Origin of the sequence: Rhodococcus sp. P-2, assembly GCF_016598535.1 — a bacterium.
In the GTDB taxonomy this organism is placed as follows: Bacteria; Actinomycetota; Actinomycetes; order Mycobacteriales; family Mycobacteriaceae; genus Rhodococcus_F; species Rhodococcus_F baikonurensis.
This window is the reverse complement of record NZ_CP066779.1, coordinates 2783581-2796547: the sequence shown is the minus strand read 5'-3', so window position 1 is coordinate 2796547 and position 12967 is coordinate 2783581. Positions and strand designations below refer to the sequence as shown.

Below are 12967 nucleotides of genomic sequence, written 5' to 3'. Positions count from 1 at the left end.
GCCGGCCGTGAACTTCAGGCTCTCTAGGACTTCCAAGCTCCGTCGAAGAGCACGATTCCGTCGAGGCTCTGCTCGAGACCGTGAACGTTCTGGTTCCAGACATCGAGTGCGGCGACGTTGCCCCACACCTGCCACGGGACGGTCTCGTTGGCGCGCTCCTGGATCTGGGCCAGGACTGCCTTCTTGTCGCCGTCGGTGGTTGCGACGCCCAACTTGTCGAGGAGAGCGTCCATTTCGGCGTCGGAGTAGCCGGTCGCGTTGTTACGGCCGCCGGACTTGATGCCCGTGTACAGACGCTCGTAGGGATCGGCCTCGGCGAGGCTCAGTGCTGCGGTGCTCATGTCGTAGTCGTGATCGGCGTACATCCGCTTGACCAGATCACCTGCACCGGTGACGTATTCGATCTGAGCGTCGAAGCCGACTGCGTTGAGCATCGCCTGGATCGCCAGTGCCGTTGCCTGCGCGGACGGTTCCTGGATGGAGAGGAAGGTGATCTTGCCGTCGTAGCCGTCGGCCTTGGCCTGATCGAGCAGTTCCTTCGCCTTCGCGGGGTCGACGCCGATCGGTGCGACGTCGTTGTGCCAGCGCGAGGTGTCCTGGAAGATCTCCTGGCCGGGCAGTCCCTTGCCGTTGTTGACGCGGGTGTTCAGCGTCTCCGGGTCGACGGCCAGCGCCATCGCCTGGCGGACACGGACATCCGATCCCGGGCGGCCCGGGGCCATGTTCACGTTCGCGATGTAGCCGAGCGACGGGATGTCGACGAAGCCGGGGTAACCCGACTCGATCAGATCCAGGATCGGAGTGAGCGTACGCATGTACGCGGCGTCGATGCCGCCCGTCTTGAGAGCTTCAGCGGTGGGCTGAGCGCCGACGATGCTGATCAGCTTGAGCTTGTCGATGTTCGGTGCGCCGTCGTAGTAGTCGGGGCGAGCAGCCAACAACAGTTCCTCGTTGGGAGCGAACTTCTCGAGGGTGAAGGCACCGGCACCGATCGGGGTGAACTGGTCACCCTGCTGGGCGCTCGGGGCGACAATCATGCCGGGTCCGGTGGCGAGCATCGACTGGATGCCCGTCCACGGATCAACGAGATTGAAGACGACGGTCGTCGCATCGGGGGTGTCGATCGAGGCGACCTTGGAAGCCCACAGGCTCGACTGCGGTCCCTTGTTGGTGACGTAACGGTTGATGCTGTCCGCGACGGCCTTCGAATCGAAAGCCGTTCCGTCGCTGAACTTCACACCGTCGCGCAACTTCAGCGTCCAGGTCTTGCTGTCCGAACTCGCTTCGAGCGACTGGGCGAGCTTGGGCTCGAACTTCTGCGCGATGGGGTCGTAACGCATGAGCACGTCGTAGATGGCGCTGAGTTCGCTGCCACCGGTGGCGCCGGCAACCTGAGCCTTCGCGGGATCGAGAGTCGTGACTGCCGAGTAGCCGCTGAACGTCAGCGTGCCACCCTTGGTGGGAGTACCGGGATCGGCCTGCTCGTTGACCATGCCGATCTTCAGCGAGGAACCGGAATCAGCGGATTCGCCGCCGCCATTGCTCGAGCCGTTGTCGGCGCACGACGCCAGGAACATGCTTGCGGTGATCGCCAGCGCAGCCGCAGCCAATCTGCGACTTCCGCGGCGGGAACTACGACTCATTCGAATGCCTCCAAGGCGGGGTAAGACCGTGACGTGATGTTGAACACGAAACAGTCTGTGACGGGAGGCACAGAAAATTGGATCGAGTCTCGCTCAGTGGAATCGGTTAAGTTGCAGGCCTCAACGGTCGGGTAAACCGACCCTGGCCAGCGAATACCCTCACCGACATCAGACCAGCCGGTCTAGTCTCGGTCGAGCGTGGCTTCCTCGAGATCGAGCTCTCGAAGCACCTTCCGAAGAACCTCGTCGTCGATCCGGCCGGCATCGCGCTCGGCGATGAACACACCTCGCTCGGCGTCGATCATCTCGAGGCGCAGCGAGCGGAAGGCATTCGACGGGCTCTCCCCCAGATCCTCGTCGCTGCGTCCGAGCCGCTCCCACGCCGAGTTCGCGCGGTGAGTGTTCCAGCTTCGCAAGATGTCGGCGGCGCGATTCCGGACCTGAGGGACGTCGTCGGCGTCGGCTCCGACCAACTCGTCCAGCCTCGCCGCAGCCGCGCGGGCAGCCTTGTCCTGAGCCGCCGCCTCGGCGCGTGCGTCAGACTGCTCTTCATCGCCCTGCACGCCGAGGACACGGATGACCCACGGCAACGTCAGGCCGTGCAGCAACAGCGTGCCGACCACGACGACAAACGTCAGGAACAGGATCAGCGAACGGCCCGGGAAGTCTTCGCCGCTGTTGACCGTCAACGGAATCGCGAAGGCAGCCGCCAGCGACACGACTCCTCGCATACCGGCCCATGACACGACGAACACCGCCCGCGCGGAAATCTCCGGTTCTCTCGCTCGGATGCGGGGAGACAGCCAGCGCGGTACGTACGTGAACGGGAACACCCAGGCGATCCGGACCACCACGACGGTCACGAGAACGGCAACCGATGCCCAGACGACGATCGAGGTGCTGTACCCCTGCAATCCGTTGACGACACTGGGCAATTGGAGCCCGATCAACAGGAAGACGAAAGACTCCAGGATCAGGTCGACGGCCCTCCACACTGCCGTGTCCTGCAAACGCGTCGCATAGCTCGCACGGGTGGAGCGCTGGCCGAGGAACAATCCGGCTACGACGACGGCGATGACGCCCGACGCGTGGACCTCTTCCGCAGCCAGGTAGGTGAAGAACGGCACGACCAATCCGATTCCGCTCTCCATCACCGGATCCTGGAGTTTGCCGCGAACCTTCGAGATGACGAAGCCCACCGCCAGGCCGATCACCGTTCCACCGACCGCTGCGACGAGGAAGGTCTCGAAGCCGCCGATCAGCGTCGCACCAGTACCCACGGCGGCAGCGAGAGCAACCTTGTACGCCGTCAGAGCGGTGGCGTCGTTGAGCAGGCTCTCGCCGCCCAGCAGGGTCATGATTCGGCGCGGCAGACCGAGCTTGCGTCCGATTGCGCTCGCGGACACCGCGTCCGGCGGCGCCACGATGGCGCCGAGAACCAGAGCAGCCGCTATCGAGAACTCCGGCACGATCAGGTAGGCGACAAAGCCCACCGCTGCCGTCGTCGCGAGGGGCAGCCCCACCGCGAGAAATCCGATCGGACGCAGATTCGAGCGCAAAGCCAGGTATGAACTGTCCAGTGCTGCCGAGTACAGAAGTGGAGGCAACACGACGAACAGGACGAGGTCGGGATCGAGTTCCAATTCCGGAACACCCGGTATCTGACAGGCGATCAAACCGACCAGGACGAGGATCAGCGGCGAAGACAGCCCGAACCTTCGCGCGACCGCCGCCACCAGCAACGCCGCTACTACAACCCCCAGTAATATGCCGTTCACCCTGGCAGCATGCAGTATGGAAGGCGATGAAGAAAATCCTGAAGCGAGCAGCAGCTCGCACGCAGCAGCCCGCACCCGCTCCGACCGGTTGCGAGGAACTAACCAATGCGCCCGAAACGGACCCGGCGGCGCTGACGCCCGGCGTCTGCCAGGAGTGCGCCGAGTTGGGCGAGGATAACTGGTCTCACCTGCGTATGTGCCTGTCCTGCGGCCACGTCGGATGCTGCGATTCCAGCCCTCATCAGCACGCCACCAACCACTACCGCGACGCCGGGCATCCGGTCATGCGCTCGCACGAGCCCGGCGAATCCTGGCGCTGGTGCTACGTCCACGACCTGATGGATTGACCGCGCGCGACTCGCAGTGCACTGCGCATAGTGCCCACCTGTCACGGCGCACAGCCCTCGGTGTTGCGCACATTGCTCAATCCGTCGGGTAGCTATTGCCCAATCTGTATGCCGATGATGGACTTTGACGCAGAATCTGCACAACAGATCGACAGGTGCGGCTGGACTTTGCCGCACCGAACGGTTCGGCCTCAGGAAGTCCTGCCAAACATCACAACCACATCGTCGGCCCCACGATCTGGGGTACAGGCGGTGCGGTGATCGATGTCAACTATTGAAGGCAGGACCGGCCGTGAACAGCCCCAGCATCAACCAGAACGCTCCCGAATCACTGGCGGAGATCGAGAAGCGCGTTCTGTGGTTGTCGACCGCGATGATCCATCACGCCAACCGGGTTAGGCCGAATCCCAGCGGGCTCAAGGTCGGCGGTCATCAGGCCTCGTGCGCGTCGATGGTCTCGATCATGACGTCCCTGTGGTTCGGCCAACTTCGTTCCGGCGACCGGGTTTCCGTCAAGCCGCACGCGGCTCCGGTGCTCCACGGCATCAACTATCTGCTCGGTGAACTCGACGAGTCCTACCTGACAACGCTGCGCGAGTTCGGGGGCCTGCAGAGCTACCCGAGTCGATCAAAAGATCCTGATCCGGTGGACTATTCGACCGGTTCGGTGGGTATCGGCGCGACGGCTCCCATCTGGGGCGCCATCGCACGCCGATACGTCGACGCCTCCCTCGGCGGCGCCGGAACCGGACGTCAGTACTCCCTCGTCGGTGACGCCGAACTCGACGAGGGCGCTGTGTGGGAAGCAGTTCTCGATCATTCGGTTGCCGAACTGGGTGAGATCGTGTGGATCGTCGACCTCAACCGCCAATCACTGGACCGGGTGGTCCCGAACATCGCGGCAACCCGCCTGGAGCGCATGTTCTCGGGCGCCGGCTGGCAGGTCGTCACCGTGAAGTTCGGCGCACTGCTGGAATCACTGTTCACCCGGCCAGGCGGCAGCGCGTTGCGCGAACGAATCCTGGACATGCCCAATCCGGAGTACCAGCGTCTGCTGCGATGCACGGCCGACGAGGTACGTCTGAGACTGCCCGGCGACGCGGCGGACGCCGACGCGATCACGTCGCTGATCAACGACCTCGACGACGCCACGGTGCTCGCGGCCATCCGCAATCTCGGTGGCCACGACCTCGACGCCCTGCGAGAGGCGTACGCGCAGATCGACGACACCCGTCCCACCGTGATCATCGCGTACACGATCAAGGGCCGGGGCCTGCCGACGCAGGGTCATCCGCAGAACCACTCGTCGCTGCTCACCATCGAGCAGTACGAGCACCTGGCGGCGGAACTCGGCATGAATCCGTCGAAGCCCTGGGAACGGTTCGAGACCGACAGCCCGTCGGGCCGCATCTGCGCCGAAACCGCTGGGCGCCTGGCTCGCCCGAAGGTGGAGCACCTGGTGCCTCCGGCAGTTCCGAAAGATATCGGCCGCACTCCCTCCGGCACGTCCACCACTCAGGCAGCTCTCGGTCGGGTGCTGCTCGACCTCAGCCGCGAAGCGCCGGACGCCGCGAAACGTGTTGTCACACTGAGTCCGGACGTCAGTTCCACCACGAACCTGGCAGGCTGGTTGAACAAGGTCGGGGTGTGGTCCCCCGACGAGCGGCACAACTGGTTTGCCGACGATGCCGAAACGATCATGCACTGGCGTGAGAAGCCCACCGGGCAGCACATGGAACTCGGTATCGCCGAGACCAACCTGGTCGGACTGATGGGCGAACTCGGTGCAACCTGGAGTCGCTGGGGCCAGCCGCTCTTCCCCATCGGCGTGATGTACGACCCGTTCATCGAGCGGGCTCTCGAACCGTGGTCGTACGGCATCTACGCCGGTGGACAGTCGATCATGGTCGGCACTCCGTCAGGCGTGACCCTGGCTGCCGAAGGTGGTGCGCACCAGTCGATCAAGACCCCCTCCATCGGACTGGAACAGCCGGGTTGCGTCAGTTTCGAACCGGCGTTCGCCGTCGACGTGGAGTGGACGCTCCTCGACAGCATCGGACGCCTCGGCCGCCCCGACGGCAGCTCGTCGTATCTGCGTCTGTCGACCCGTCCGGTCGATCAGGCCCTGGCCGCGGTGCCGACCGATCCGGCTGCGCGAGAACGCCGTCGACGTCAGGTGGTCGCCGGGGCATACACACTGCGACACAACCCTGATCCTGCCGTCACTCTGGTCGGCATGGGTGCCACTGTCACCGAAACGCTGGTTGCAGCCGAAAGACTCGGCGAGCAGGGCATTTCCGCCGACGTGGTGTGCGTGACCAGCCCGGGCTTGCTCTTCGAAGCACTCCAGTCTCGGCGCGGCCTCGCGGACGGTCCGTCGTGGATCCTGGATCAGGTCTTTCCGAGTAGCCGGTCCGCGCCGATGGTGACCGTTCTCGACGGACACCCGCACACCCTCGCGTTCCTGACGGGAATCAACAACGTTCCGGGTGCTGCGCTCGGAGTGAGCCGGTTCGGTCAGGTCGGTTCACTCGAGGACGTCTACCGGTACCACGGCCTCGACTCCGACAGCATCGTCCGCGCTGCCCTCGATCTCACTTCTTGACCAATCACACTCTCCGATGCCGAGAAGCGTCCCCGCAGGGACGCTTCTCGGGTCTGGTCAGTTCTCTAGTTCTTCAGAGGCCTTCAGTTCTTCCAGGCCTTGTCGAAGAACATGATTCCGTCGAGACTCTGCTGAATGCCGTGGACGTTCTGTCCCCATACACCGAGCCACGGAGTGTTGCCGTAAACCTGCCACGGCACAACCTCATTGGCGCGCTCCTGAATCTTGGCGAGCACTTCGATCTTCGCGTCGTTCGACGTCGCTACACCCAGCTGGTCGAGCAGCGTATCCATCTCGGGGTCGGAGAAACTCGCGGCGTTGTTTCGCCCACCGGTCTTGAGGTTCGAGTACAGACGCTCGAACGGATCGGCTTCCGCGAGGTTGGCGGAACCTGTTGCCATGTCGAAGTCGCGGTCGGCGTACAAACGCTTGACGACGTCGGCAACCGAGTTGACGTACTCGATCTGGAAATCGAAACCGACGGCGTTGGCCATCGACTGCAGAGCCAGAGCCATCGCCTGCGCCGAATTCTCCTGCAGCGTCAGGTAAGTGATCTTGCCGTCGAAACCGTCGGCCTTGGCCTCGTCGAGAAGCTGCTTCGCCTTGGCGGTGTCGACTCCCATCGGAGCGACGTCGTTGTGCCAGCGAGAGGTGTCCTGGAAGATGACCTGCCCGGGCAGACCCTTACCTTCGTTGAGTCGGTTGTCGAGCGCGACGGGATCGGTTGCGAGGGCCAAGGCCTGGCGTACTCGCACGTCGGCACCGGGACGACCGGGAGCCGTGTTGACCAGCGAGAGGTACGACAGCGACGGGATGTCGACGAAGCCCGGGTAGCCGGAATCGATCAGATCCAGCACGTTCGGTAGCGACCGCATGTACGCGACGTCCGTGCCGCCGCTCTTGAGCGATTCGGTGGTGGACTGCGAACCGACGATGCTGATCAACCGCAGCTTGTCCACGTTCGGGGCGCCGTCGAAGTAGTCCTCCCGAGCGTCGAGGATCAATTCCTCGTTGGGAGCGAACTTCTCGAGAGTAAACGCACCGGCGCCGATCGGGGTGAACTGATCGCCCTGCTGGGCGCTCGGCGCGACGATCATGCCGGGACCGGTGGAGAGCAGTGACTCGATACCGGTCCAGGGGTCGACGAGATTGAAGACGACCGTCGACGGATCCGGAGTGTCTACCGACGCGACCTTCGACGCGTACAGACTCGACTGCGGTCCCTTGTTGGTGACGTAACGATTGAGGCTCGCCGAGACGGCCGCCGAATCCACCGGGGTGCCGTCGCTGAACTTCACGCCGTCGCGCAGTTCGAGGGTCCATGTCTTGAAGTCCGAACTCGGCTCCATCGATTCGGCGAGCTTCGGAACGAATTCCTTGGACGCCGGGTCGTACCGCAGGAGCGTGTCGTAGATCGCGCCCAACTCCGAACCGGCGACCGAACCGGCGATCTGAGTCTTCGCGGGGTCGAGATTCGTGACGGCGGAGTACCCGCTGAACGTGAGCGTGCCGCCCTTGACCGGGTCGCCCTCGCCGGATTGCTCGTTGACCGGGCCGATGGACAATCCTGAACCGGAGTCCGGTGCGTCGCCGCTCCCACCCCCGTTCCCGCTGTCAGCGCACGACGAGACGAACAGGCCGGCGGAGACTGCCAGCGCGACGGCGGCAACCTTGCGGTGACCGCGCCGAGAACTGCGACTCATTCAAAACCTCCAGGTCAGAAACTGTGATGTGAAGCATTGTCGAGACAGTTTGTGACTTAAGGCACAGGTATTAGTCGCAGGTCCCGCTCAGTGGAATGAAGCGCGACAATTGGTCAGTTTTCGAGCGACATTCGCAGGTCAGACCCTTAGCGAAGGTCAGGAATTCATGCTGATTCAGGCGCCTTTCAACGGATGAATCGCCGGAGCGCCGTCGAGGAGCGGACCAGCAGCGGCAAGCGCTGCCTGCAAATGCGGGGACTGCATATGGGCATCCAACTCCTCTTGCCCGCGCCAAGTTTCGATCGTGACGAAGGTGCCGGGCGCAGCCGCTGACTCGAACAGTTCGTACGACACACAGCCGTCCTCGGACCGACTCGCCTCCGCGAGAGTTGTCAGAGCCGATCGGACGTCGTCCTCGGAACCGGACTTGGCCGGGATGGTTGCAACTACACGAAGCTCGCTCATCGGATACCTTTCGCAGAGAGGAAGTCAGCTAGAGACGCACGCCACAAACGTACACACGAAAAGGGCAACCAATGGGGCTACTGAAGGACGTCACCGGCTGGCGACGCGGATCGAAGTTGCAGCGTCGACTGCGCGATCTCACCGGCACGCTGGTGGTGATCACCGGTGCGGGCAGCGGCATCGGGCGTGAAACGGCCCTCGCCTTCGCGGCCCAGGGAGCTATCGTCGTCGTCTCCGACATCAACCTCGAAAGCGCGCAGGACACTGCGGCGCTCATCAACACACCCACTCAGGCCAGCGGAGCCGAAGCGGTGTTCGGTGGCGGTTCGCACGCCTACCAGGTGGACGTGTCCGACGAGCAGGCCGTGATTCGGTTCGCGGAGACCGTCGCGGCGCATCACGGCGTGCCGGACATCGTCGTCAACAATGCCGGGATCGGGTTCTCAGGGACGTTCGCCGACACCGAGCAACGCCAGTTCGAGCGCGTCATGGACATCAATTTCTGGGGAGTTGTCTACGGCTGCCGGGCATTCACCCCGATGATGATCGACCGGGGAACCGGCGGACACGTCGTCAACCTGTCCTCGGCTGCCGCGTACACACCCCAGAAGGCCCTCACCGCATATTCGACAAGCAAGGCAGCAGTATTCATGCTCTCGGATTGCCTACGGGCAGAGCTGCTTCCACACGGCATCGGCGTCAGCACCATCTGCCCCGGCCTCGTGCACACGAACATTCTCAAGACCACCGAGTTCGCCGGGACCACCGCCGAAGAACAACTCGAGAATCAGACCAAGGTCGACAACTTCTACCGCAAACGCAACTTCACCCCCGACCGGGTGGCCAGTGCGATCGTGAAAGCAGTTCGCACGAACAAGGCTGTGGTGCCCGTGACCGTCGAAGCCAAGCTCGGACGCACGATCAGCCGGTTGTCTCCCGGGTCGATGCGCGTCGGAGCTCGGTTCGAGATCTAGATCAGCTTCCGAAACTCAGGCTGCCCGTGAAACCCTGCTGCACATCGGCTTCCGAACGGGGAAGAACCTCGTAGGTGCTGGCGTACTGGCCGCTGAAACCGGTGACGGTGATCGGGCGTCCGACCGCAATGGCGTCGACGTCGATGTCGGTCTGGGTGTTGACGAAGATGACGGTGTTTCCTTCGACGCCGGACACCAGGATCTTGTGGCCGTACGGCAGATCGTCGACGACGGGTCCGCTCACGATCCCGGACACCGTCACGAGACGACCTTCGCTGCCCTCACCGATTGCATTGAGGGGCACTCGCGCCGGGCTGATCTGGGTGGTCGTGCCGATTACCTCGACGGCAGTCGGGCGGACGACGAGCAGGCCTTCCTGATCCGCGAGGACTCCGGTGACCTGAACCTGATCGCCGAGAGCAATCCCGGAGTTGTTCGGATCGCTGATGTAAATGCCCGAATTGCCGCTCTGGAGACCAAAGCCCTTGTCGTAGAAGCTGGATTCGAATACTCCGGACGGCGTAGTCGCGGTTCCCACGACGGTGACCGTCGTTCCGATGGCCTGCGCACGGGCTGCCGCGATGGAGTCCGCGGACACCTCACCGACAACTGCTGCCGGCTCCGCCGTTGCTGCGGTGCCGACAAACATGGTGGCCGCGGCTGCAACTGCCAGCGCCGTCACACCTCGACGCAGGACCGGACCGGCAAGAACGCTGTCTCGAAACATGTTTGAGGACTCCCCTGTGATTTCGTGGCCGCGCAGGTCCTCCTGATGGAGTGCCGCCTTCGCCCACCCTGAGGCACAGGTTATTACAGGTCGGACGCCGCAGCGGTGGTGACATTCCGCCACCACCGCTGCTTCAAGGCATCCGAGTTTTCAGGAACCGGAGCTTCCGGACGAACCGCTCGAGCCACTGGAACCGCTGGATCCTGTTCCGCCACCGAGATCGTCGAGAGGATCGCTACCGGTGAGGCCGCCCGGGTACAGGTAGGCGTCGGAGATCGTGCTGAGCGAGGTTCCGGACGTGGCCGGTACCTTTGCTCGCCAGTTGACGATCGGGTTCAGCACTCCGAACGGTCCGCAACCACTGGCGGCGGGCAGCGCGAAGCCGGTTGCCTGGTTCCCGACCGGGCTCACCTTCAGCGCATTGTCCGGGAGCACCGTGTAGGTCGGTACCACCGACGGGTCAGGCGCGAGACGAAGATTCACCGGCGCAGCCGCGGAGCCCAGGTAGCAGTTGTCACCGAGGAACGCGTTGTTGATCTTCATCCGCACCGGGATGCTCAGATCCATGTCGGTGATGATGCCGTTGAGGGTCGGCGCAGCCGTCGCCTCCACCTCGGCGGTGACTGCGGCGAGGCCGAACAGATTGCCGAACGGCAGGTCGATTCCGAGGACTCCACCCGGAACGGTCAACGGCTTGGAGTAGACACCGTGGTGTCCGTCGTCGCGCGGGAGAAGAACGGTGGACTCACCTTCACCGGAGCCGGCCTCGGCGGCGATGATCATGTCGCCTTTTCCGATCGGGAGGTTGAAGCCGTTGTTGTCGAAGGTTCCACTCTGAACCACTACCGACACACAGGATTCGGCCGTGGGCGGGCACACCGCGGCACCGGGTATCGAATTGTCGACCGGATCCTGAGCCGAGGCCATCGGCGCCGCGAACGCGAGGACCGCACCTGCGGTACCTGCAATGACGGCCACGCGCGTGCCGAGACGTCTGTTGCCGTTCTTGTGAGATTTCTGCACTGATTTCTCCCTGCCGTTTATGTGATGGGGGACGAAACTCGCAGTCATTGCTTGTGTTTCGACCGCCGCCGACAAGGTCTTTGCGGTGTGCTCCTACTCACAAGTAACAACTGAACAGATGTATATCACAGGACTTCGACTTAAAAACAGGGCAAAAGGGAGTTTCCTTAAAACGGACAAACTAAGCGGTACGGTGTGTAACACTCACGGGTGATGAACACGAACAGACTGGTCCTCTGCGTCGCGGCAGCGGGCCTACTCCTCAGCGGCTGCAGCAGCCAATCCGACAGCGACGCATCGGAATCCACTTCTGCGGCCACCAGCACGTCGGTTGCGGCGACGTCGAGTTCGACTGCCCCCAGTACGCTTTCCGAGCTGCCGACCAGCCCGCTCGCCGCACCTGCGGAAGCAGCGCCGAGCGTCGTCGAATCGACTCCGCCGGCGGTGTCACTACCGGTAGCGCCTCCGGCGAACGCACCGATCGACGCACGCTCACCGGAAGAGATCGTCGCGAACGCGGGCGAGAAGGGACAGCGGTACATCGCCGCTCTGCGTCTGGCCGGGATCCCGCCCGCCGGAATGGATTCCGCAGAGATCCTCTACGCCGACGGCACCTGCAAGGCTCTTGCCGACGGTATGCCGCGGTCCGACGTACTCGCGGAGTTCAACTCCGTCGGCGAGGTGTACTCGCAGATCACGCCGATGTCCTCGCAGCGCATCGCCGAGATCTACGTCGACACCGCAGAGCAGACGTACTGCTGATCAGGCTTTGCCGGCCAACCAGTTGTGCAGCCAGGACGTCGCCGAATTGCCCGCGCCGTCAACGACGTAACGCGTGTAGTCGGTGTGCACCTGTGAGCCGTAGAAGTCGACCAACTGGTCGATGCGCCGCGAGTTCGCGCCCGGATCGAGCTGGGCCATCAGAGCGGGGAGTCCGCCTGCGGTGATCAGATCGTTGACGATCACGGCGGCTTCGTCGCGCAGCGCGAGCGCACTGGCCGGAGTGGGATCGGACGCCTGAGCCATGAATCCGGCCAGACGCATCACGAAGTCATCCTTGGGCGTCGAGCAGTACAGGTCACCGACCGCGCACAGCGTCACCGTTTTGCCTGACAGCCAACCGAATCCACCGATGCGCGGGCCACTGGCACCGTTACCGCCGACAGCGGGGCCGATCAGGACGTCGGACTCGGAACGACGGGGATCGGACAGCAAACCGACGCCCTCGACGCGAGTCGGGGGAACAACGCCGATGCCGGTTCCGATCTCGGCGGCGAGATCGCCTGCCGCGTCGGCACCCTGGCTGTATCCGACGATCGCGAAGCGAGTGTCTCCGCACGAAGCAGCCATGGCACCGATCATGCCGCGGGCATTGTCGACTGCCTGCTGCTTCGACTTGGCGTAGACGTTGGACTCCCACGGGAAGGCCGTGGCCGAGTAGGTGACGTAATCGGTCCGCACGGAGCCCGGAAGCCCGTTGGTCACCGGGGCGAGCATGCCGGCGCCGGGCCTGGTGCCCGAGGGCTCCCACGTTCCCGGGATGGCCACGACGTACAGGCTGGGGCAGGGATCAGCCGACGCCACGGGAGAACTGACAACCGGTACCACTACTGCGGCAGCCAGTGCCGACAACACCGCAACGAGACGCCTCGCACGCATGAAACTCCCCTGATTTACCTTCAGCAACCCATACACCACTATC

The 12967-nt window shown here is 63.7% G+C and carries 11 protein-coding genes; 4 read left to right on the top strand and 7 right to left on the bottom strand.

Features of this window, described 5'->3' with window-relative positions; all coding sequences use genetic code 11:
• Positions 1-23: 23 nt before the first annotated feature.
• Together I7X09_RS13330 and I7X09_RS13325 are read right to left on the bottom strand one after the other, a co-directional pair.
• Complete coding sequence (locus tag I7X09_RS13330) at positions 24-1643, bottom strand: ABC transporter substrate-binding protein (protein WP_200317236.1); 1620 nt, start codon at positions 1641-1643, stop codon at positions 24-26.
• Positions 1644-1825: 182 nt separating this feature from the next.
• Positions 1826-3421: a Na+/H+ antiporter gene (locus I7X09_RS13325; protein ID WP_030536674.1), complete on the bottom strand. Its 1596-nt coding sequence runs from the start codon at positions 3419-3421 to the stop codon at positions 1826-1828.
• A gap of 26 nt (positions 3422-3447) precedes the next feature.
• Here I7X09_RS13325 and I7X09_RS13320 point away from each other — a divergent pair, with 26 nt between their 5' ends.
• Entirely contained in the window at positions 3448-3768 is a 321-nt protein-coding gene (locus tag I7X09_RS13320; protein ID WP_200317234.1) for a UBP-type zinc finger domain-containing protein, read from the top strand.
• A 292-nt stretch (positions 3769-4060) separates the two neighbouring features.
• Positions 4061-6373: a transketolase-like TK C-terminal-containing protein gene (locus tag I7X09_RS13315; RefSeq protein WP_200317232.1), complete on the top strand. Its 2313-nt coding sequence runs from the start codon at positions 4061-4063 to the stop codon at positions 6371-6373.
• Positions 6374-6456: 83 nt separating this feature from the next.
• Here I7X09_RS13315 and I7X09_RS13310 read toward each other — a convergent pair whose 3' ends face one another.
• Together I7X09_RS13310 and I7X09_RS13305 are read right to left on the bottom strand one after the other, a co-directional pair.
• A complete protein-coding gene (locus tag I7X09_RS13310) occupies positions 6457-8076 on the bottom strand; it encodes an ABC transporter substrate-binding protein (RefSeq protein ID WP_200317229.1) in 1620 nt (539 codons plus the stop codon).
• A gap of 174 nt (positions 8077-8250) precedes the next feature.
• A complete protein-coding gene (locus tag I7X09_RS13305) occupies positions 8251-8541 on the bottom strand; it encodes a putative quinol monooxygenase (RefSeq protein ID WP_003943546.1) in 291 nt (96 codons plus the stop codon).
• 71 nt (positions 8542-8612) lie between these two features.
• Between I7X09_RS13305 and I7X09_RS13300 the strand changes: the two genes are divergently transcribed.
• On the top strand, positions 8613-9515 hold the full coding sequence (locus tag I7X09_RS13300; protein ID WP_124566961.1) for an SDR family NAD(P)-dependent oxidoreductase: 903 nt from the start codon (positions 8613-8615) through the stop codon (positions 9513-9515).
• A gap of 1 nt (position 9516) precedes the next feature.
• Here the strand turns inward: I7X09_RS13300 and I7X09_RS13295 are convergent, their stop codons facing one another.
• Together I7X09_RS13295 and I7X09_RS13290 are read right to left on the bottom strand one after the other, a co-directional pair.
• A complete protein-coding gene (locus I7X09_RS13295; protein ID WP_200317227.1) occupies positions 9517-10242 on the bottom strand; it encodes a hypothetical protein in 726 nt (241 codons plus the stop codon).
• Positions 10243-10392: 150 nt separating this feature from the next.
• A complete protein-coding gene (locus tag I7X09_RS13290; protein WP_166810341.1) occupies positions 10393-11265 on the bottom strand; it encodes a hypothetical protein in 873 nt (290 codons plus the stop codon).
• A gap of 213 nt (positions 11266-11478) precedes the next feature.
• Here I7X09_RS13290 and I7X09_RS13285 point away from each other — a divergent pair, with 213 nt between their 5' ends.
• Positions 11479-12027 carry a DUF732 domain-containing protein gene (locus I7X09_RS13285; protein WP_200317225.1) on the top strand — a complete coding sequence of 183 codons (549 nt, stop codon included), beginning with the start codon at positions 11479-11481 and terminating at the stop codon, positions 12025-12027.
• Here the strand turns inward: I7X09_RS13285 and I7X09_RS13280 are convergent, their stop codons facing one another.
• Entirely contained in the window at positions 12028-12924 is an 897-nt protein-coding gene (locus I7X09_RS13280; RefSeq protein WP_172436506.1) for a cutinase family protein, read from the bottom strand. It lies immediately after the preceding gene.
• Positions 12925-12967: the final 43 nt, after the last annotated feature.

Bases quoted from the DNA above. Each gene is read 5' to 3' on its own strand.
- I7X09_RS13330 (WP_200317236.1), bottom strand. From the start codon at position 1,643: ATGAGTCGTAGTTCCCGCCGCGGAAGTCGCAGATTGGCTGCGGCTGCG.
- I7X09_RS13320 (WP_200317234.1), top strand. From the start codon at position 3,448: ATGAAGAAAATCCTGAAGCGAGCAGCAGCTCGCACGCAGCAGCCCGCA.
- I7X09_RS13310 (WP_200317229.1), bottom strand. From the start codon at position 8,076: ATGAGTCGCAGTTCTCGGCGCGGTCACCGCAAGGTTGCCGCCGTCGCG.
- I7X09_RS13305 (WP_003943546.1), bottom strand. From the start codon at position 8,541: ATGAGCGAGCTTCGTGTAGTTGCAACCATCCCGGCCAAGTCCGGTTCC.
- I7X09_RS13300 (WP_124566961.1), top strand. From the start codon at position 8,613: ATGGGGCTACTGAAGGACGTCACCGGCTGGCGACGCGGATCGAAGTTG.
- I7X09_RS13295 (WP_200317227.1), bottom strand. From the start codon at position 10,242: ATGTTTCGAGACAGCGTTCTTGCCGGTCCGGTCCTGCGTCGAGGTGTG.
- I7X09_RS13285 (WP_200317225.1), top strand. From the start codon at position 11,479: ATGAACACGAACAGACTGGTCCTCTGCGTCGCGGCAGCGGGCCTACTC.
- I7X09_RS13280 (WP_172436506.1), bottom strand. From the start codon at position 12,924: ATGCGTGCGAGGCGTCTCGTTGCGGTGTTGTCGGCACTGGCTGCCGCA.